Raw genomic sequence first — 19622 nt, 5'->3', positions numbered from 1 at the left:
TTTGAGAATCACCTGTAATTTAGCTTTCTTTTTATTAAAAAAATGATTAATGGATTTTAAAGGTCTGCCATTTATCAAGAAAGGTATTAAACCTGCTTGATTGAAAGTTACAGTAGCCAAATTATTTAATCCTAAATCAATACTGGCAATTCTCTTATTATCTACCTGTTTTGGTTTTTCTTCTTGATGATAAATCACCTCAATAACATAATGATTAAGTTTGGGAATAATCCTCACTTGTGCTATTTTTTTAGTCTGAGTAGGGAAAACTATCTCAGTCTGGCTAAGTTTAATAAGTCCTTTTGATAGAAATGGTTTAGATAAAGCCTGTATAGTATAAACTAAAAGGTTTCTCCCATTTTCTTTATGTTTGTATTTAGGTAATTTTGGTTTGCCTAAAAACTTAGATGGGTTTTCTTGATAAGCCTTTTGTGCTTGAAAAAATGCTTTCCAGTTCTTATCTAAAATCATTAATATTTGCTGACTTACTTTCGCTGGCAGATTTTTATAATCAAACTGACTTTGTAATAGTTTTTGGGTCTGATTATAACTGAGAATTTCACCAGTTTTAAAGAAGGATTGCCTAATTAAGTAGTTGGCAATATTATAGAGATTTTTAGAAAGAAAGCAAAGCTTATCAATTTCTTGATAGCTTTTATGAGTTTTTTTGATGATGTGTCTTTCAGCTAGTTGCATTCATCCTCCTGAAGACATTTTATAGTATTAAACTCACCACGTTGTTTTATAGCTCACTCCTATTAATTTAGCATAATCTGATAGTTTCATATTTGTTGTTCTCAACCTTGACAAATATCTTAATACATTTATCTATATTTGGCAAAGTCTGTCTATAAAATCAGTGAAGTTTACCAATACCATTCTGGAAAAAAATCCTTAGATTCACTGCGGCTCAAGCCAAATCGTCTTTCCGCTTCAGCGATAGTGGTGATAGTTTCAGTAACGGCTATTCCTTGCATGGTAAATTTATGTTGCAGTAGTTGTATTCATATTGTCACTGCTACTTTACCAACTTCTGTGGAAGGTTCCGGTATGAGTTGTCCATCTTCTTTTAATACTTCTAGATACAGTGCGATCGCCTCCGGCGGGCGCTTTGCGCCATCGCTTCTTTAATATTTTCCTGTACTTCTATCAGAGTGTCACCAATGCTGACACAACCAGGTAGATCAGGAATATATGCGCCCCAGTTTGTCTCGCCACGTTCGTAGATGACTGTGTACTCAATCATTTTTTCTTTCATAATTTTGCTTGCTTCCAAATCGATGAGAGTGTACCTACTGGAATATCATCACTTGGTTTTCCAGGTACAACTACGATACCTGATTTGCTTTGATGTTTGAGGATACGATGACTGCCTCTAAGTAAAAGCTCTGTATAGAAACATAAAAATTACTACAGTACTGTGTTATGGTGTTCATAGTAAAAATTTAGACAGAACTTTTTTGTCTAACTATGTATAGGGTGCTTACCTCAAATAACCTCAAGTCTTTGGTTATTATGTAGCAAATACGAAAAATACTAAATTACATAGAAGTAGTATGGACAGAATTACAGAAGCTTATCTAAATGACTTTCAAAAAGAATATAGTTACCCTAAAAATGTTGAGAAACCGAAATTATTTGAATATTTTGTCAACCACTGTATTGTGTCTCGACTTCACTCTGAAAGATTTGAAGTTGAAGATGTAAGTGTAGGTGGTGGTGGAGATATGGCTTTTGACGGTGCAGCAATTAAAGTTAATAATAATTTGGTGTTTTCAAAAGATGAAGTTGATGATTTAAAGAATAGATTTCATCGACTAGATGTAAAGTTTGTTTTTATACAATCCAAGACGTCAAACAAATTTGATTCAGCCGAAATTGGCAATTTTATATTTGGAGTAGAAAGTTTTTTCAAGCATGGATTGCCTAAGCATATCAACGAAAGTGTAAAAGCGTTAAAAGATTTAACAGATTATATATATGGAAGTATACACCTGCCGAACTAACGCGACTCAAAAACTTTTCTACTCGATTGATGCAGTTAGCATCAGAGTGTAAGCCTAAGATTATTAGTGACGGGTGAGTTTAACCATTAGACAGCAATTTCAGTCAGAATAGAATAGTGTGTTTGAAGTAAGCAGCATTCATTTAAATAAAGATATGGATACTTTAACCAAAAACCGAGCGCAGATTATTGAGTCAATTAAAACATTGCCAGAGGATTCCCTCGCTGAACTCATCAATTTTGTTGATTACCTTCGCTATAAAGCAACTGAAAAAGAATCCCAAAAAACTAGTGCAAACTTTTTGCTTTCAGTTGCAGGCTTGGGAAATTCAGCAGAAAAGGATGTTTCAGAAAGGGATGAAGAGATTCTGGCAAATGAAGTTGATCCTATTCGCGGTTGGAGTAGAAATTCAGATAAGTAAGTATGACTGTCATCCTTGACACTAGCTTTCTGTTTGCACTGGCAGATCAAAGCGATCGCAATCACGAACGTGTTCTTGCTGTGGCACAAACCATAAGTGAGCCGCTGCTACTTCCCAGTGTTGTTCTTCCTGAAGTCTGCTATTTGATTTCATCAAGATTAGGGCATCAAGCAATGCGTCGTTTTCTCGCTAATCTGGCTATTAGCGGTACACAGCTAGAGCAAATTACGACTATAGATTTAGAAAGAGTTAATGAGATTTTAGAGCAATACGCTGATAGTCAACTCGATTTCGTAGATGCTGTAATAGTTACGATTGCAGAAAGATTAGGCATTACCTGTGTTCTAACTCTAGATCGCCGCGATTTTTCTCTTGTGCGTCCAAAGCATTGTGATTACTTTAAAATACTTCCTTGAAAAGATACTAAACCTTGAAATGGGGAAGCAGGCAATGGCTTACTCTAGTAATTATTACCAGAGCGATCGCAATCACGAAGCTGTTATTGCTATGTCAATGCTGACAAAGCCTAATCTATCACCCTTTCCCCAGTTCTTGCGCCCGTGTTGCGGCAGCTTTGACAGCTTCAATTAAAGCTGAACGAAATCCTGCCTTTTCTAGTTGAGCAACACCGGTTATTGTCGTCCCCCCAGGACTGGTAACACGGTCTTTGAGTTCTGCCGGGTGCAGTTTGCTCTCTTGTAAGAGTCTTGCTGTTCCTAGTACAGTTTGCAGGGCTAGTTGATTGGCAACTGCTCTAGGTAAACCTGCTGCTACTCCCCCATCAGCGAGTGCTTCTACCATCAGTGCCACATAAGCCGGGCCACTACCGGATAGTCCTGTCACTGCATCCATCAGCATTTCGGCAACTTCCACCACTTCCCCCACCGCCGAAAAAATCTGTTGTGCTATTTGCTGGTGCTTGGCGTTGGTGTAAGCGCCTAAACAAATCGCCGTCACTCCCGCTCCCACAGTGGCCGGGGTATTAGGCATGGCTCTAATAACTGGCATTTGGGGAAAGGCTGCTTCTAGCTGATTTAAAGGCACACCCGCTAAGATGGAAATCACTAGAGGAGAGTGTTCTGTAGCCGTAATATCTGCTAATTCTTGTGCGATCGCACTAAATACCTGGGGCTTCACTGCCAAAAGTATCACTTCTGTGGATTGAGCGAAAACCAAGTGATTATCTCTAGTGACAGCGACCTCGTATTGCTGCTGTAAAAAATTCTGACGCGAGGATTGCGGTTCACTAACTATAACTTCTGATGCTTGATAAATTCCCTGGACAATAAGGCGGGATAAGAGCGCTTCTCCCATTACCCCGCCGCCAATTAAGCCAAATTTAATAGTCATTCGTTCGTAGTCATTGGTCAAACAGGTCATTAGTCATTAGGACAAAGGACTAAAGACTAAGGACTAAAGACTAATTTAACTTTTAACTTTATTGTTGTGCCATCCGATTTGCTTCGTTACCCCAAGCTTGATTTGGTACTGTGGGGCGAGAGGGACGTGCTGGAGGTTGTGGTACTTCATGTAAAAACCCGCCTTGAGTACTTACTTGTACGCAGCTTGGTGTAAACAAAAAGATGCTTTCACCAATGCGCTCTTGATGTCCATCTAGGGCATAAGTACCACCCGCCACAAAATCTACTGCCCGTTGGGCTTGATCCGGATCCATAATAGTTAAATTTAATACCACAGACTTGCGCTCGCGCAATGCTTGAATTGCCTGAGGCATTTCTTCAAAAGTTCGTGGTTCAAGCACTAAAACTTCAGAAATTCCATTAATTGCTCCGGGCATACCAATAACATTACTCATAGGCTTTTGTCCTGTGGCTACATCTTCTCCCATTGTAGGCATGGGTTCTCTCCAACGTCGATTTTGTGGCGTGGCTTCTTGTGGTGCTGGTGGGGTATTCTCTTGCTGATACAGATTTTGGTAGCCTTCTGTATCTGCATCTTCTTCGTAGTATTCGTATTCTACTTGCTCATTCAAGCCCACAAAGTCCCTGAGTTTGGAAAATATATTATTCATTTTGTCAGCTCCTAGTGCAAACGACCTTAATTGATCTGGCTGTAAACTTTTATAGCCAGTTCTTAACCCTACGGTGGCTGGATAACTCAGCAAGTTTATTGCTGGAGAGTAAACTCTAGTACAAGTCTTGGTGGTGAACGGGCACTTTTAAAAAGAACTGTACACTACCTGGATAGAACAATGAGTCAAGATTATATCCTAAGAATTGTCCCAAGGAAAGTTGTTATAACTCATTTTGTCTTAGTAATTACTTTTGTCAAGACTAGTCAATACTATTATCTTTTGACACCTATTTAACTAAGATGTATCGAATTATTATGTAATTAACGCTCGGCTTTTATTATACTTATTCCCCAGCTGATGAGCAAAATGCTAGAACCGCTGGCCAAATAAGATTGTTCCTAATCGTACCATCGTCGCACCAGCTGAGACTGCTAATTGGTAATCGCCTGACATTCCCATTGACAGGTGCTGCATTTTAATATGAGATAAATTTTGTGATTTAATTTTTTTTGCTAGTTCGTTAGTACTATTAAAAACATTTAGTATTTCCCCATTTTCTAAGCCAGCAGGGGGAATTGTCATTAAACCCTGAATTTGTAAATTTTTGCATTGATTAAGCGCACTTAAGTCAGCTAATAATTCTGGCACACTCCAACCAGATTTGTTAGCATCAGGGAGAATTTTCACTTGCAGGCAAACCTGAGGACTGACTCCCATCTGTGACGCTAATTGATTTAATCGTTGGGCTAAATGCAAATTATCTACAGAGTGAATCCACTGAAATTGTTCTAAAGCTTTTTTGGCTTTGTTGCTTTGCAAATGTCCGATCATGTGCCAGGTAACATCCGATAAGTCTTGCAACTCGGCTTGTTTGCTGGCTGCTTCTTGGATGCGACTCTCTCCAAAATCGCGAATTCCTGCGGTGTAGGCATACCGCATCAGTTCAGTGGGAACTGTCTTTGTGACAGCAATTACCCTCACTGAACTGGGGAGAGAGGCACAAATGGTGGCAATATGTTCGATTAGCGAACTACTCATTGGAAGGTGCGTTGGAAAATAGTCTGAAGTTGATCGTACTCCGGAGATTGTCCACCGCGACGCATTGTACGTAAGCGATTTTCTAGCATCATTCTCGCTTCGGTACGTCCTATAGGCTGAAATTTAATCCCTTTAACGTCACTGGCTACCAAAAAAAATAAACGTTGAGCATAAAGTGTAGTAAAAAGATCCTGGTTATCATCAACCATGCAGATTTTGTAGAGTAAACCCCAAGTTGGATGATTGATGTAAGTTTCTGAGCTTTCTGGATTCATTTAATAGTCAAGGTGGGATTATATATATCTCTTCGCAGTCAAAGACCAACATTCAGACGATAATACCAATATTCGCCAGAATATTTTCTGAAAATGGGCGACTCACGACGGCTTGCCGTTGAATGGCTTTTGTGGAGACCTTGATCTAGTTTGTCGTTGGTAGATGAAGTTGGCGGTAGGAAGGGGAAATAGGGGCAACTGTGTTTTGTCCTAGTTGAATCAGACTCAAAAGCCGTTTGGGACTGGGCACAGAAACATCCTTACTCTTTTGTTGACGGTTCCCCACTGAGAAAGCACCCTTGGAAATTTCTAAAGGTAAAAAGTAATCCTCAGATTTCGCTTTGCACGGGCTTGTCTCTATCCTGCCATAATTCTGGCTTTATGGCACAAAATAAGTAATTTTACTGGGGGCAGGGGGAGTAGGATGAGTCTGTGACTGCGTTGGCGTAGCTTGCCTTAGGCATGGCATTCTCTGCAAATTCCCAAAAGCCGAGCTGTTAGAAGACTCTAGGCGAACTGACAAGTCAGCGCTTGCGCTATCGCACTTTCCCAAATTTAAATTTAACTATTACGCCGTAAGTCCCCCACTGAATTTGGTACTCCAAATCAGTGGCGGGATATAAGGCGGGAAAAAGCGAAATCGTTCTCAATCAATACGAGGCATAGCCGAGTAAGAGCAAAGAACATTTGAGGTTTTTGCAAAATTATGTATTCAACCCTTACCAAAAATAATATATCATGGTAAAATAGATATATCAAGGAGGTGATTTGATTGCTACACAAGGCTGTTCAGGTTCGTATATACCCATCAAAAGAACAAGAAACACAACTAGCGCAAGCTTTTGGATGTGCTAGATGGTGGTGGAATTATGCTCTAAATAAGTCAATTGAAACTTACAAAGAGACGGGTAAAGGACTTAGCCGTGCTGCACTCAACGCATTTCTTCCTATACTCAAAAAAGCAGAAGATACTATTTGGCTAGGTGATTGTTACAGCCAAGTTTTACAAGCTACAACACTAAATCTAACCACAGCATACAAAAACTTTTTTGAGAAACGTGCCCTTTTTCCTAAGTTCAAATCCAAGCATGGAAAACAGTCTATTCAATATCCTCAAAACGTCAAAATTGTAGATGGTAATATCAAAATTCCTGGCAATATCGGAATAGTCAAAGCCAAAATACATAGACCAGTTGAGGGGAAAATTAAGACTGTAACTGTATGTAAAACACCATCAGGTAAATATTTTGTATCTATCCTGACGGAAGTAGAAGGGGAAAATCCAACTATTACATTCGGGAAGATTTACGGTATTGATTTAGGGTTGAAGCACTTTGCTGTTGTCACTGATGGCGAAAAAGTTGTCTTATATGATAATCCTAAACACCTTGCCAAGTACGAAAAAAATCTCAAGCGCAAGCAGAAAAAATTAGCACGTAAACAAAAAGGTAGTAAATCAAGAAATAAATATCGCCAAGTTGTTGCCGCATTGTACGAACGAATTAGTAATTCTAGGCAAGATTTTCTGCATAAACTTAGCTATAAGTTGGTCAGCGATAGTCAAGCTGTTATAGTAGAGAGTCTTAATGTCAAGGGCATGGTTTGTAATCACAATTTGGCAAAATCAATATCTGATGCAGGATGGGGAACATTCACCAATTTTCTAGCCTATAAGCTAGAACGCTTTGGCGGAAAGTTGGTTGAGATTGATAGATGGTTTCCCAGTTCCAAGCTCTGTTCTAATTGTTTCTATCAAGTGAGTGAGATGCCATTGGATGTCCGTGAATGGACTTGTCCTCATTGTGGCACTCATCATGATCGTGATGGAAATGCAGCGATAAATATTAGAGCAGAAGGTATGAGAATGATCAAGGCGGAAGGTTCAGCCGTCTCTGCTGTAGGAGGGGAGATAAGACCAAAACTTGGGCGAAGGTCTAAGTTGCGGCACTCCCCCGTGAGTACAGAAGCCGACACTGTACTTGGTACTCCAAGTCAGTGTGGGTAGTTCACGATTCCCGACTTCTCTAAGAAGTCAAGGGTCTGAGAGTCAATCATCGGATTTCAGTACCGATCGCAATTCGTACTCCCCAAAATAAAATTAAAGTGGCAATAGCTACCCAGTCTGGAGCTTTTAGTCTTAAATCTTGCCATTGCACTCGATGTTGATTGGGACTGGTAAAACCTCGCACCATCATGGCGTTAGCCATTTGATCTGCCCGTAAGAGCAGGTTTTCTAACAATCTCTCTGCTACAATCATCCCAACCTTGACTGTTCCTTTCAATCCCAGCTTTTTCCAATTAATTGCCCTTGTCATTACAGAGCGCACTAAGTTTTGCACTTCTTCTAAAACTAGAGGTATAAACCGCAAGGATAAAGTTAAAGTCAGAGTCAGTTCTGTCACAGGCACATTGAAGCGTCGCAGGGGTTGCATTAAGCTTTCCATGCCAGATGTAATTTCTTCTGGTGCAGTTGTCAGCAAATACAAGTTAGTGCTGTAAATCAAGGTAAAAACTATTGAACTCAGGCTGATAGCTAAATCTAAAGAACGGCGAGTTACTTTAACTGGGCCTTGATGAAATAGCACGTAGCTGTATTTTTTGTGGACACTTGCTGATTTTTCAACAACATCGGAACTTTTAGCGGTTGCTGGCGGGTTTAAGACTTGTTCCCTAGCTGGTAGACGTGGCTGATAACTTACACCCAGTCCATCAGGGCTGATAGTGGCGATCGCTAAAACCATCAAGCATAATATCAACAGCCAGCCCATTTGCTGTTGCCATACTCTCCAGGGAATTCTTGCCGTTAATGTAGCAATAATTAATAGCAATACCAGCAACACCCGCCAATAGTTGTTAGCAAAGCTATAGCTGGTAAGGAAGCTCATCAACCAAATAAACTTAACTCGCGGATCGAGTTTATGTAGCCAAGTTAGGGGTTGTTCTAAGTAAAGCCCAAGTGGTAGCGATCGCAGTAAATCCATTTTTAGTCATTAGTCATTGGTCATTAGTCATTAGTCATTGGTTATTGGTTATTGGTTATTAGTTTCCTACACAAACAAAACCCGCTTAGGCGGGTTCCAAATTCTTTAAGTCCGCCTGGGCCGACTTTGTTCTCCTAGCCTCTGTGTCGCCAGGGTTACCACTGTTGTTGGGGAGAGCTAATATGTTCGCGGAGCGTCTTTGCAGGAGACAAAAGGCAGCAACTGGCGTGGAACTTCTAGTCCTTCGGCATTTTTGCTATTTCACACGGGTTGCACGATTGACATTTCCACCTTCCATATCCCGGACTTTTTTACTCCGCCAAAGTAAACGAATCGGGGTACCTTTAAACCCTAATTGTTGCCGGAATTGTCTTTCAATGTAGCGGCGATAATTTTCGTTAAAGCGTTTAGCTTCGTTGACAAATAGGGCAATTGTTGGTGGTTGCGAAGTCACTTGCGTACCATAATAAATCTTGCCCTGGCGTCCACCCCGTGAAGCTGGTGGAGAATGCCAACTAACTGCATCTGTGAGGACTTCGTTAATTACTGATGTGCTCACACGGCGTTTGTGTGCTTCAGCTGCCTGATTCACTAATTCTAAAACCTTTTCTACCCTTTGTCCTGTTAAGGCACTGACGAAAATAGTATCTGCCCATTCAGTAAAATGTAGTCGCTCTTGCAGAGCTTTTTCATAGTCGTAGATGGTATAGGAGTCTTTTTCGACTGTATCCCACTTATTGACGACGATAATGCAAGCTCGTCCTTCTTCGAGAATCCGCCCAGCTAATTTTTGGTCTTGCTCGGTGGCTCCATCTTGGGCGTCTAGTACTAATAAAACCACATCGGCGCGGCGAATCGCTTTGAATGCGCGGTTAATACTAAAGAATTCTGTGCCGTATTCGATGTGTTTCTTTTTCCGAATCCCGGCGGTGTCAATTAAGCGGTAGGTTTGCCCATTTCGTTCGACGACGGTATCGATGGCGTCGCGGGTTGTGCCGGAAATGGGGCTGACAATCGCTCTTTCTTCGCCGACAAAAACATTCAATAAGCTGGATTTGCCGACATTTGGGCGTCCGATAATGGCGACTTTGATGACGTTAGTTTCTGGCTCATCCTCAACGGCGGGGATATGCTGAATTAAATCGTCGAGTAATTCTCCAGTACCGCTACCATGAATCGCCGAGATGGGGTAAGGTTCACCTAATCCCAATCCCCAAAAATCGGCAGCTTGCATGGCGCCTTGTTCGGGGGATTCACATTTATTGACAGCGAGTAAAACAGGTACGGGTTGTTGGCGCAACCACCCAGCAATTTCTTCATCTGCTGGTGTGGGGCCTGTTTGTCCATCTACGACAAAAATCGCGCTACAAGCTTCTGCAAGGGCTATTAGGGCCTGTTGGCGAATTAGGGGGAGGAATTCGGTGTCATCGTTAAAGACTAAGCCACCTGTGTCTACAACCATAAATTCGCGATCGTTCCAGAAAGATGGCATATAAGTGCGATCGCGTGTCACACCCGGTTCGTCATGAACTATCGCCGTCTGTTCCCCGGCGAGACGATTAACCAAGGTGGATTTGCCCACATTTGGGCGTCCGATAATTGCAACGATTGGCAGTCCCATTAAAAAAGTTCCGTAGTGCTGAGTACTGAGTGCTGAGTGTCACTTTAAAAATAAACTTTGAGTATTGAAAAAGCTAGCTTTTCAAACTTTTTGTGCTGAGTATAAGAGTTACTTTTTTTACTCAACACTCGTTACTCGGAACTCAGCACTGTTTTCTTGAGAGACGTAGTATATCATCTCTCTCCATTGTAGCTACTTTAATTCTTTCTTTAATTTTCTCACCTCGAAGGTGATTAACCGCCAAATTTAAAGAAATATGTCAGCAAAAAATTTGGTAGTCACGTCGCAGGAGATGATACCTTGAGAAGTCGTATGTGGCTCAAAAAAGCTAGCAGGTTAGCCGTTCGATGTTTAAGATGGAGCTTTTTGCTAGGCTGTTGTATTCTACTATACGCCAGATTGATTGAACCAAATTGGATTGAGATAAATTCTTTACAACTGACCTTACCCCATCTCTCTCCAGAATTTAACGGCTATCGCATTGTTCAAATTAGCGATCTTCATCGAGATAAATGGATGAATCAACGGCGTTTACAGCGTGTTGTCCGTTTAGTCAACCAACAAAAACCAGACTTAGTCACAATTACAGGTGATTTAATTACCCGTAATTCGCCACAATTCATCCCAACTCTCAAGGTTCCCTTAAGTCAAATTGCTGCTAAAGATCAGACTGTCGCCATATTGGGTAATCATGACCACGAGAACGATTCAAAGGCAATTATCCAAACCTTGGCAGAAAGCGGTATAGTTCACATCGGTAATGGTGTTTTCACCCTACATCGAGGCGGGGCGATGTTGCATATTGCTGGGTTAGATGATCTCTGGAAGGGTACACCCCGCTTCGATTTGGTAATGCAGCAGTTACCCGATGAAGGGGCAGCAATTTTATTAGTACATGAGCCAGATTTTGCTGATACTAGTGCTGTTACTGGGCGTTTTGATTTGCAGTTATCAGGACATTCCCACGGTGGACAGGTGCGTTTGCCTTTTTTGAAACCGCTGATTTTACCGCCTTTGGGTGAAAAGTATTATGTGGGGCGCTATCAGGTGGGGAAGATGATTCAATACACTAACCGAGGGCTGGGAATGACTGCGAAGCATTTACGCTTTGGTGCACGTCCGGAGATTACGGTGTTTACTTTGGTTGCACCGCGTTAAATTGTATTTTATTAGGGTGCGTTTGCCGATATTTGGGTCAGTATTATTTACAATAATGAATCCAATCTTTTAGTCGGCTTGAAGCGCATTTGTCAACATAGTTTTTCATTAACCTCTAGTAGGTAATTAGTGGTGTATATGTTAGCAGTTGGCGAATCATGCAATTTGTTCGGGTTCCGTCGTCACCTTCTGGCCAATTTTTGGTTCAGTACCGGCTAGCAGGCGCTCAATATTAGCGCGGTGGCGTAAAATCACATACAAGCCACCGACAGTGCCAAAGAGAATGTAGGGTAAGGGTTGATGGAAAATTACCATAAAAATCGGCACGGCGATCGCACCAACAATGGAACTCAAAGAGACAATTCGCGATATTGCCACCACAACAGCAAACACTCCCACTGTTGCCAAACCCACCTGCCAACTCATGGCCAACAAAATTCCTATACCAGTAGCGACGGATTTACCACCGCTAAAGCCCAAAAAAATCGATTTACTGTGTCCGAGAATGGCGGCTAACCCAGCTAAAATTATCAACCAAGGTTGCCACATTGCTACATCTACCGTTGGGGGGATAAAATTTTGACTCTTGGCAAAGTTAAATAAAGCATAAACGAGGGCGATCGCCAACACTCCCTTCAAGCAATCAATTAATAGCACCAAAGCCCCTGGCCCTTTCCCCAAAGTTCTTAACACATTTGTGGCACCAGTTGAGCCTGAACCAACTTCTCGAATATCAATACCTTTTAACTGCTTCACCGCGATGTACCCAGTGGGAAAGGAACCCACCAAGTAAGCGATCGCCACAATGGAGCCAGACAAAGTTAACCAAATAGCCATAATCAATGATTCAAAATATGCCTACGGCAAGTTACAGGAACAAAATTCAAAAAAAGTCACCAGTCCAGAATAATAGTTCTTGACTAATGACTAATGACTAATGACTAATGACTAACTTAAAAATCATCATCATAATTATTTTTCACTGTTTTGGGGTCAGGAGCAAAAGCTAACCACAGGGGAAATTGCAACAGCGCTAGACTGATTTGTTCTTCAGAATCATCAATAATAATCAAGGGTAGTTGATTCGCTTTCACCAATCGGTCTGCTTTCTGGGCTAAGGCTTCCGAAGTTTCAAACAATACCACGCCCCTGTCAGGTCCGAAATCTGGACGACCAATTCCCAAGCAGTCTTGTAAACCACGCCGCCATTCACCTAAACGTTCCGGGCTATTAGCTAAAACCAGAGTACGAACCCGTTCTCCATACAGCTTATGTAGTATCGAAACCACTGTTGAAGCAATCAGGATATTCTGCAACCTGCTACCCATCGTCCGCAAAGCACCCCGTCCTCCTTGGTTAAAAAACCAGTTAGAAACTCGTTCTGCGTGGACTGGTTCAAAGGTGCGGCGCAATTGCCACGCGGGGCCATAGTAATCTGGTTTGCTGCGGTATTGGTCAATGAGGCGGCGAATTTGCTTTGTCGTGTCTTGAAACTGCTGTTGGGCAAATTGGGGTATATTTAGCTGGGTTTCGGCAGGTTTAGCCTCTTTCACCGCTAGCTTTTCTTTTCGTTCTGTGACTATTGGCGCTAGTTGCAACTGCTCTGCTGCTGCTGCTAAGTCCTGTAAGCTGCCTGTGAGATAGTCTTTAAAACCCTGTACCCGAATTGCCAAATCTTGAGATGTTCCGGCAAAAGTGGTTCGCATCTCGTTGCGAATGCGTTCTTGTCGGCGTTCTAGTTGTTCTACAGAAATTTGCAACGCTTGTTTCCGTTGTTCTAACTGCACCAGTGACTCTTGCACGAGTCGTCCGAGAGCAGTTTGAGTTTCACTCACTTGTGTCTGAAGAGTGTTGTAGGAAACTTGCAGATTTGCTATTTCTAGTTTTAAGGCTTTTTCGGTGCGCTGCAACTCTGCTAGTCGTTGCTGTGCTTGTGCGGCTAGTGAATTATTTTCTGATTCCGATTCTATTTCTGACTTCAGCGCCGTAGTTTCTGTTTTTAATGGCGTCACTAACTCTTCTATTGGTTCTACTATAGAGTTTTCTGCTTCTGGACTGTCCATAGGCATCTCAAAATTTGCGTAGTCTGGTTGTGAGTCAACTGATGGATTTGGGACTTCGATTTCCAGCACTGACTCAGCAGGTGGGTTTTCTTGTTGTTCAACTGTAGGGGTTTGTTCTTGTATTTGTTCCAACCAGTTATCAATTGATTCTGGGGTTTGAGATTCCTCTGGGTTCATAAACAATAGTGCAATTCCTATGACGCGAATAAATAGCTTTCTGAAATATACAATCGACTTACCAAAAAGTATTGATCATTTGTGAGTAAGGCTTTTGAGCTTTCTCTCCTATTTTTATAGTTACTGGAACTAGTTGCATTTATTTAGACTCACCACTGCTAAATACGTGGACAACGTTCTTCTAGACAAGTTTTCAGGGTATTGGGGTCAAATAAAATTGGTAAAAAGTGAATGCTGTTGATTTCTTTAAAGTAAAACAGTATGGGCACTCCATTCCAGAAGATACGCCAGTTTTGCCACTCTTGGTAGGGAAAGCGGCGAATTAATTTTTCCCCTCGGTAAAGATCGAAGTCGGTGGCGGAAAATTGCACCCGCAGTGTTACAGCCTGAAACATGAGAAACAAGCCCAACAGTGCTCCTGCTCCTCCTACCCAAGGTTGTACCAATAACAGGGGAATAGCCACAATCACCAACACGACAGGGATATTGTAACTAGGCTTGAGTTCTACGGTTGATATGGAGTTAGGTGCATATGAACTGGTCACAGTCTCAAAACCTACTTTATTAATGGACATTGTTTCATTTCTATTTTAACTTTCCCGACGTCAGTCCCCCGCGATAGTCGTTAATACATTCGCTACTCCGAATTAGTGGTAGAACAGATGGTCAAGTCCTCAAATCTCTGGAATAAATGGCCCACCAGTCCCCTGAAACATTAACCATGAAAGAAAGAAGTTGCTAATAAAGATAATCATTAAGGCGGTGACAACAGCAGTGGTGGTTGATTGTCCCACTCCTTTGGCTCCTCCTGTTGTCGTCAAGCCCCAACTGCAACCAATGACGGCAATTAAAACGCCAAAGCAACAGGCTTTAATCAAGGCACTACAAATATCCCAGACGCCGAGAAAGTTTCGGGCTGAGTCTAAAAAAACTGTGTCGGAGAGGTTGTAAATATTTGTGGCAATTAATAATCCCCCGAACATCCCTGTTACCAAAGACAGAAGGGTTAAAATTGGCAGCATTAACAAGCAAGCAAGGACACGGGGGATAACTAAGTAATCAATTGGATCGGTTTTTAACATCAACATGGCATCAATTTGCTCTGTGACTCGCATGGTACCGATTTCAGCTGCAAAGGCGGAACCAACTCGCCCCGCCAAAATGACTGCCGTCAATACGGGGGCAAGTTCCCTTGTTAATGCTACTGACAGCACTCCACCGACGAGGTTTCCGGCGCCAAAGTTGATAAACTCTCGCGCTACCTGAATGGTAAACACCGCGCCGACAAAAACAGCTGTCAATAGGGCAATTAATAGGGAGTCTGGGCCAACTGCTGCCAATTGCTCTAAAGTGTTGCGCCGATGGATTTTGCCCTTAAATATGTGAACTAGTACTTGCCCACCCAGCAAAATCGCTGCCAGCAGTCGCTGACTCCATGCGCCTAAACTGGATTTAGTCATTGGTCAAACAGGTCATTTGTCATTGGTCAAACAGGTTAAACAGTCCATTGGGAAAAGGGAGAGGGAAGATAATTCTTCAATAATTCCCTCTTGTCCTCCATCTTCCCTTAGTCTTCTTTGTCAGGTGAATCATTAACTTAGTTTAAAGCTCCTCTCAGAAAATTAAGCTAATTTTCAGCCCGTTGTCGCGAATCAAGCCAGGCTAATTGGGAATATAAGCTTTATTTTCCAAGGTTTTTGGCGAATTTAGGTCTTTTAATTAGCCACTGCATTTATTGCAACTGGAAGCTCTTGGTTTTAATCAAAACTTAAGATTTTTGACAGAATGTCTGCTCAGGAGCGATCGCACGTATTGTAGAAATTGACCTACAGTTTTTCAGGTAATCTTCTCTTTACTCACGGAGCTGGCCCTCTATGACCCTTTTTACTAACTTTCTCCGTTCCCTACTGCTCACAATAGTTTTCAGTTTTGTCGCTCCCATGTTCTTGGTCGGGGGTTTGTTGCTCCTTTTATCCCTCACTGGTCATATTCCTGGTTTACAAGGTGCGACTGAGGAACCCTTGACTCAGATTATGCATTTTCTTGCCACCTTTGGCAGCGGGAGTTCTCTACAAGGACTATTTGTGATTAGTTTGACTTGTGGTTTCGTCGGGGCACTATTTGATATCTATGCTTATTATCGGTGTCAAATTTTACGAATTGATTCTTAAGTAGTTAAAACCTCTTCGTCAGACCCTTATAAGCAGCACGAGCCATGAAAAAGTGATATTTTCATCAGAAATATCTATATGCTGCTAGTCCTGATCTAGATGGATATTGGCGTTAATGAATAAATTTGTATTAATTAAATTGAGTAGTTGTTAGTTATGAGTCACTAATAACTAGGGGCTGTGCTGTGGATTAATATAGATAGATAGAGTGTCTGACGCTATAGGGTTAGATGCCAAGTTGGAGTTGAATATTTTGGATGAAACACTCTCCCCTTATAGAGATGAGAATAGCAAATAGAACTATCTACAAAATATAAAAATTTCCTTAAGATTTGGAAAATAATCATGCTTGCTCATCTTTCTTAACAGATTAAAGCAGGTCGTCTAACCGCTAGGCACTTTATATTGAGTTTAATAAGAGGTTATTGTACTGCTCATGGTTTGGCCATTTAAGTCTAAGTTTCGTAAACAAATTGCGCGGATTGAAATTACTGGTGCGATCGCCAGTGCTACTCGCAAACGTGTGTTAGAAGCCCTGAAAACTGTAGAAGAAAAAAAGTTTCCGGCATTACTGCTACGCATAGATAGTCCTGGCGGTACAGTCGGAGATTCCCAAGAAATTTACAGCGCTTTGAAGCGTTTGCGCGAAAAAATCAAAATCGTTGCCAGCTTTGGCAATATTTCGGCTTCTGGCGGTGTTTACATCGGTATGGGAGCCGAGCACATCATAGCTAACCCTGGCACGATTACAGGTAGTATTGGTGTGATTTTGCGCGGTAATAACTTGGAACGCTTACTGGAAAAAGTCGGTGTTTCTTTCCAGGTAATTAAGTCTGGCCCGTACAAAGATATTTTGGCATTTGACCGGGAACTGACTGCACCAGAAGCAACTATCTTGCAAGAGTTGATTGATATAAGTTATCAGCAATTTGTGCAAACCATAGCTGAGGGGCGTTCTTTGGCAGTGGAAACTGTGAAAAGTTTCGCCGATGGTCGGATTTTTACAGGACAGCAAGCTTTGGAGTTGGGTGTTGTAGACCGGTTGGGAACAGAGGAAGATGCCCGTCGCTGGACTGCGGAATTGGTAGGTCTTGATCCAGAGAAAACTCCTTGCTATACCCTAGAAGAACGTAAACCCTTCTTGAGTCGTGTTTTACCTGGGAGTCGTCAGGTTTCATCAGGCATTGGGGCTGGTATAAATTGGCTGGAATTTGAAATGTCCACCAGTGGGCTACCCTTGTGGTTATATCGACCATAAATTAATTACTTGTCAATAGTCATTAGTCAATAGTTTTTTGCTAATGACTATTGACTACTGATCAATAAAGGAGGACTTGGGAGTGGAGTGGCAAATGCGGGCTATTCGCGGAGCAACAACTGTTGCCGAAAATACTGTGGAGGCAATTGGAGAAGCGGTGACAGAACTGCTTGATGAATTGGAAGAACGGAATCAAATCCAGCCGAATGACATGATAAGTGTGACTTTTTCGGTGACACGGGATCTAGATGCGATTTTTCCAGCGGCGATCGCGCGATCGCGTCCTTGCTGGGATAATGTAGCTATGTTAGATGTCCAGCAAATGCACGTTGAGGGCAGCTTACAGCGTTGCATTCGGTTGTTAATTCACGCTAACTTGCCAGCTTCTGCCCCAATTTACCACACCTATTTACGCCACGCTGCAAAATTGCGCCCAGACTGGAATTTTCCCCAGCCGTTACAAGCATCACAGCAAGCGGTTGAGACAAAAGTTTAAAATACTTATGTAAATATATGTAAGAATAAACACAAAATGAGCTATTACAGTGGTGATGCGATCGCTCAACCTACTGCTATTGGTGGGAGAATCTTCACTCATCGAGGAACTGGTGTGTGTGTCAAGCTAGAGGATTTCTTAAATATTCTCTCTAAAATGGAAGCGCCACTTGTGATTGTCACAAGTGAAGGTTTTTTTACAAAAATCTATAAATATGTGACTGCATACAAAGGTTTTGTCTTTTTCACCGAATCTTTAGATAAGTTGGAATTTGGTAACAATATTGAGGTTATCTACGCTCAAAGTTTAGGGACGGATATTTGAGGTGACAAGTTAAGTAGGTATTTTATGGATACAAGTGATGAACTTCAGAAAAAGGTTCAAAATTGGATCAAAGAACAAGGTTATCCTCTTGAAATGAAAGTTGCAACGGCGCTTATTGATGAAGGTTTTGACGTAAGGCAGGGTTCTTACTATATTGATCCTGAAAGCAATGAATCTAGGGAGATTGATATTATCAGTCGTTGTGGGGACATCATAGGTATTTTTGACGTATATTTCATGATTGAGTGTAAGTCAAACTCAAAGCCTTGGATTCTATTCACATCTGAAAATACCCTCACAGGTTACAATAGATTTTTTGCATACTGCTTGTATTCTGAATTTGGCAAAGCCCAGTTTATTGATAAAACGCTGGAAATCTCCCGATTAGGAGAAAAATTAGAAGGGAAATTTCCCTGGTTTCATAAAGAAGGTCGAAATGCTTATGCCGTTACTCAGGCTTTCACAACTGGTGCTGACAATACATACAAAGCAGCCATGAGTGCTTTGAAAGCTGCAATAGCTGTCAAGATATCACAGGAGGAAAATCGGCCGAAACATCTAACGTTTATTTTTCCAGTTATCGTAATAGATGGATCTCTATTTGAAAGCTACTTGAATACTGATGGTGAATTAGTCGTTGATGCGATTGAAAAAGGGTTTTTACATTTTCCTCAACAAATAAGTGGCTTAACCGGAACAACTATTCATGTTCTCACTTTAGGCTACCTGCCCCATTTCATAACAGCAGCCAAGAAATTAACCTCGGAATTACTAAACCTGTTTGGTGACGTCAGTTCTCTTAACTTTTCATCATTAGATGAGAGAGCGAGAGTTAAAAAATCAACAGCAAAGAAGGTGTCTTCTGAATTGTGAGAGAACTATTTATGAAGAGAGTAAATTCCCATGTCAAATTTACTTGAAAGAATTACAGTTAACCCAAAACAATGTGGCGGTCGTCCCTGTATCCGGGGTATGAGAATTCGTGTATCAGATGTGCTGGACTTGTTTGTAGCTGAACTGACTGCTGAACAAATTCTTGAAGAGTTACCCGATTTAGAGACGGATGATATTAAAGCAGCGCTTCTGTACGCTTCACGTAAACTAAATTATCCGGTTCTAGTAGCGTGACAATCTGGGTAGATGCAGTACAACTGAAAGTTTGTTTCAGATATTCTCTGTATTAATATTTTCAAGGAATTAGAAACTGTTCATCATTAGCCTACTTGGTTTGAAGGTTATTAACTCTAGTATCTGCAAAACTATGTGCTGAAAACCCGTGTTTGAGCTTGGGGATGGGATTTAGGTTTTGCTTTGACGATAATTTCCACATCACGACCTAAAGCATTCAAAAATCGGAACAAATGCACGGTTGAGAAATCTGATAGCTTTCCCTTGATCAATGCAGAAACCGTGGGTTCATCAATTTCTAGAAGTTCTGCTGCTTCAAATTGTGTCATCTGCTGTTGGGTAATAATCTCGCTGATTTTACGTGCGAGTTCGGCTTTTACAATTAGCTCATCAGCGTTAACCAGACCTAAATCTGCAAATACATTGCCGCTACTTGGTTGAACACTAATTTCTTGAGCCATTGTTTCCTC

The 19622-nt window shown here is 41.5% G+C and carries 25 protein-coding genes; 11 read left to right on the top strand and 14 right to left on the bottom strand.

The window, feature by feature from the left end; all coding sequences use genetic code 11:
• The 3 genes from H6G32_RS22885 to H6G32_RS26925 form a co-directional block, all read right to left on the bottom strand.
• The coding region (locus H6G32_RS22885) for an RNA-guided endonuclease InsQ/TnpB family protein (RefSeq protein WP_190462467.1) at nucleotides 1-696 on the bottom strand (696 nt) is incomplete at its 3' end.
• A gap of 382 nt (nucleotides 697-1078) precedes the next feature.
• Nucleotides 1079-1258 (bottom strand): type II toxin-antitoxin system HicB family antitoxin, encoded by a 180-nt coding sequence (locus tag H6G32_RS22880; protein WP_242046709.1) that lies wholly within the window; start codon nucleotides 1256-1258, stop codon nucleotides 1079-1081.
• On the bottom strand, nucleotides 1255-1335 hold the full coding sequence (locus tag H6G32_RS26925) for a type II toxin-antitoxin system HicA family toxin (RefSeq protein ID WP_309232625.1): 81 nt from the start codon (nucleotides 1333-1335) through the stop codon (nucleotides 1255-1257). Before H6G32_RS26925 ends, H6G32_RS22880 begins: the two co-directional genes overlap by 4 nt.
• Before the next feature lie 221 nt (nucleotides 1336-1556).
• On the opposite strand from H6G32_RS26925, the gene H6G32_RS22870 reads away from it, so the two are divergent.
• The 3 genes from H6G32_RS22870 to H6G32_RS22860 all read left to right on the top strand — a co-directional run bounded on the left by H6G32_RS22870 (nucleotide 1557) and on the right by H6G32_RS22860 (nucleotide 2843).
• A complete protein-coding gene (locus H6G32_RS22870; RefSeq protein ID WP_190462465.1) occupies nucleotides 1557-2006 on the top strand; it encodes a hypothetical protein in 450 nt (149 codons plus the stop codon).
• A gap of 118 nt (nucleotides 2007-2124) precedes the next feature.
• Nucleotides 2125-2427, top strand: coding sequence for a DUF2281 domain-containing protein (locus H6G32_RS22865; RefSeq protein ID WP_309232624.1), 303 nt, complete (start codon nucleotides 2125-2127; stop codon nucleotides 2425-2427).
• A gap of 2 nt (nucleotides 2428-2429) precedes the next feature.
• Nucleotides 2430-2843 (top strand): type II toxin-antitoxin system VapC family toxin, encoded by a 414-nt coding sequence (locus H6G32_RS22860; protein WP_190462462.1) that lies wholly within the window; start codon nucleotides 2430-2432, stop codon nucleotides 2841-2843.
• Between the two features lie 118 nt (nucleotides 2844-2961).
• Here H6G32_RS22860 and proC read toward each other — a convergent pair whose 3' ends face one another.
• The 4 genes from proC to pipX form a co-directional block, all read right to left on the bottom strand.
• Nucleotides 2962-3777: a pyrroline-5-carboxylate reductase gene (gene proC, locus H6G32_RS22855; protein WP_190462460.1), complete on the bottom strand. Its 816-nt coding sequence runs from the start codon at nucleotides 3775-3777 to the stop codon at nucleotides 2962-2964.
• A gap of 88 nt (nucleotides 3778-3865) precedes the next feature.
• Nucleotides 3866-4459 carry a cell division protein SepF gene (locus H6G32_RS22850; RefSeq protein WP_190462458.1) on the bottom strand — a complete coding sequence of 198 codons (594 nt, stop codon included), beginning with the start codon at nucleotides 4457-4459 and terminating at the stop codon, nucleotides 3866-3868.
• A 372-nt stretch (nucleotides 4460-4831) separates the two neighbouring features.
• Nucleotides 4832-5500, bottom strand: a complete 669-nt coding sequence (locus H6G32_RS22845; RefSeq protein ID WP_190462457.1) for a YggS family pyridoxal phosphate-dependent enzyme — start codon at nucleotides 5498-5500, stop codon at nucleotides 4832-4834.
• Entirely contained in the window at nucleotides 5497-5775 is a 279-nt protein-coding gene (pipX, locus tag H6G32_RS22840; RefSeq protein WP_190462455.1) for a transcriptional coactivator PipX, read from the bottom strand. Before pipX ends, H6G32_RS22845 begins: the two co-directional genes overlap by 4 nt.
• A gap of 772 nt (nucleotides 5776-6547) precedes the next feature.
• On the opposite strand from pipX, the gene H6G32_RS22835 reads away from it, so the two are divergent.
• Entirely contained in the window at nucleotides 6548-7780 is a 1233-nt protein-coding gene (locus tag H6G32_RS22835; RefSeq protein WP_190462453.1) for an RNA-guided endonuclease TnpB family protein, read from the top strand.
• A gap of 46 nt (nucleotides 7781-7826) precedes the next feature.
• Here H6G32_RS22835 and H6G32_RS22830 read toward each other — a convergent pair whose 3' ends face one another.
• The gene (locus tag H6G32_RS22830; RefSeq protein ID WP_190462451.1) at nucleotides 7827-8756 is read right to left on the bottom strand and encodes a CbiQ family ECF transporter T component; all 930 of its coding nucleotides are present in this window, start codon (nucleotides 8754-8756) and stop codon (nucleotides 7827-7829) included.
• A gap of 256 nt (nucleotides 8757-9012) precedes the next feature.
• The gene (gene der / locus H6G32_RS22825; RefSeq protein ID WP_190462449.1) at nucleotides 9013-10377 is read right to left on the bottom strand and encodes a ribosome biogenesis GTPase Der; all 1365 of its coding nucleotides are present in this window, start codon (nucleotides 10375-10377) and stop codon (nucleotides 9013-9015) included.
• A gap of 399 nt (nucleotides 10378-10776) precedes the next feature.
• Between der and H6G32_RS22820 the strand changes: the two genes are divergently transcribed.
• Nucleotides 10777-11535 carry a metallophosphoesterase gene (locus H6G32_RS22820; protein ID WP_242046708.1) on the top strand — a complete coding sequence of 253 codons (759 nt, stop codon included), beginning with the start codon at nucleotides 10777-10779 and terminating at the stop codon, nucleotides 11533-11535.
• Nucleotides 11536-11691: 156 nt separating this feature from the next.
• Here H6G32_RS22820 and plsY read toward each other — a convergent pair whose 3' ends face one another.
• The 4 genes from plsY to H6G32_RS22800 form a co-directional block, all read right to left on the bottom strand.
• On the bottom strand, nucleotides 11692-12372 hold the full coding sequence (plsY, locus tag H6G32_RS22815) for a glycerol-3-phosphate 1-O-acyltransferase PlsY (protein WP_190462445.1): 681 nt from the start codon (nucleotides 12370-12372) through the stop codon (nucleotides 11692-11694).
• A 116-nt stretch (nucleotides 12373-12488) separates the two neighbouring features.
• Complete coding sequence (locus tag H6G32_RS22810; RefSeq protein ID WP_190462443.1) at nucleotides 12489-13775, bottom strand: DUF3086 domain-containing protein; 1287 nt, start codon at nucleotides 13773-13775, stop codon at nucleotides 12489-12491.
• Nucleotides 13776-13933: 158 nt separating this feature from the next.
• Nucleotides 13934-14350, bottom strand: coding sequence for a DUF3119 family protein (locus H6G32_RS22805; RefSeq protein WP_190462442.1), 417 nt, complete (start codon nucleotides 14348-14350; stop codon nucleotides 13934-13936).
• A gap of 99 nt (nucleotides 14351-14449) precedes the next feature.
• Nucleotides 14450-15235 carry an MlaE family lipid ABC transporter permease subunit gene (locus H6G32_RS22800; RefSeq protein ID WP_190462440.1) on the bottom strand — a complete coding sequence of 262 codons (786 nt, stop codon included), beginning with the start codon at nucleotides 15233-15235 and terminating at the stop codon, nucleotides 14450-14452.
• Nucleotides 15236-15649: 414 nt separating this feature from the next.
• On the opposite strand from H6G32_RS22800, the gene H6G32_RS22795 reads away from it, so the two are divergent.
• From H6G32_RS22795 to H6G32_RS22770, 6 genes are all read left to right on the top strand, one after another.
• Complete coding sequence (locus H6G32_RS22795; RefSeq protein ID WP_190462438.1) at nucleotides 15650-15946, top strand: hypothetical protein; 297 nt, start codon at nucleotides 15650-15652, stop codon at nucleotides 15944-15946.
• Nucleotides 15947-16382: 436 nt separating this feature from the next.
• A complete protein-coding gene (gene sppA / locus H6G32_RS22790; protein WP_190462436.1) occupies nucleotides 16383-17204 on the top strand; it encodes a signal peptide peptidase SppA in 822 nt (273 codons plus the stop codon).
• Between the two features lie 94 nt (nucleotides 17205-17298).
• On the top strand, nucleotides 17299-17700 hold the full coding sequence (gene aroH, locus H6G32_RS22785) for a chorismate mutase (RefSeq protein WP_199328218.1): 402 nt from the start codon (nucleotides 17299-17301) through the stop codon (nucleotides 17698-17700).
• Between the two features lie 36 nt (nucleotides 17701-17736).
• Complete coding sequence (locus tag H6G32_RS22780; RefSeq protein WP_190462432.1) at nucleotides 17737-18024, top strand: hypothetical protein; 288 nt, start codon at nucleotides 17737-17739, stop codon at nucleotides 18022-18024.
• A 24-nt stretch (nucleotides 18025-18048) separates the two neighbouring features.
• Entirely contained in the window at nucleotides 18049-18897 is an 849-nt protein-coding gene (locus H6G32_RS22775; RefSeq protein WP_190462430.1) for a hypothetical protein, read from the top strand.
• Nucleotides 18898-18927: 30 nt separating this feature from the next.
• The gene (locus H6G32_RS22770; RefSeq protein WP_190462428.1) at nucleotides 18928-19152 is read left to right on the top strand and encodes a DUF433 domain-containing protein; all 225 of its coding nucleotides are present in this window, start codon (nucleotides 18928-18930) and stop codon (nucleotides 19150-19152) included.
• Between the two features lie 131 nt (nucleotides 19153-19283).
• Here the strand turns inward: H6G32_RS22770 and H6G32_RS22765 are convergent, their stop codons facing one another.
• Nucleotides 19284-19613, bottom strand: a complete 330-nt coding sequence (locus H6G32_RS22765; RefSeq protein ID WP_190462426.1) for a helix-turn-helix domain-containing protein — start codon at nucleotides 19611-19613, stop codon at nucleotides 19284-19286.
• Between the last annotated feature and the right edge of the window lie 9 nt (nucleotides 19614-19622).

Source organism: Cylindrospermum sp. FACHB-282 (assembly GCF_014697195.1).
Lineage (GTDB): Bacteria > Cyanobacteriota > Cyanobacteriia > Cyanobacteriales > Nostocaceae > Cylindrospermum.
This window is presented reverse-complemented; position numbering and strand designations above follow the sequence as displayed.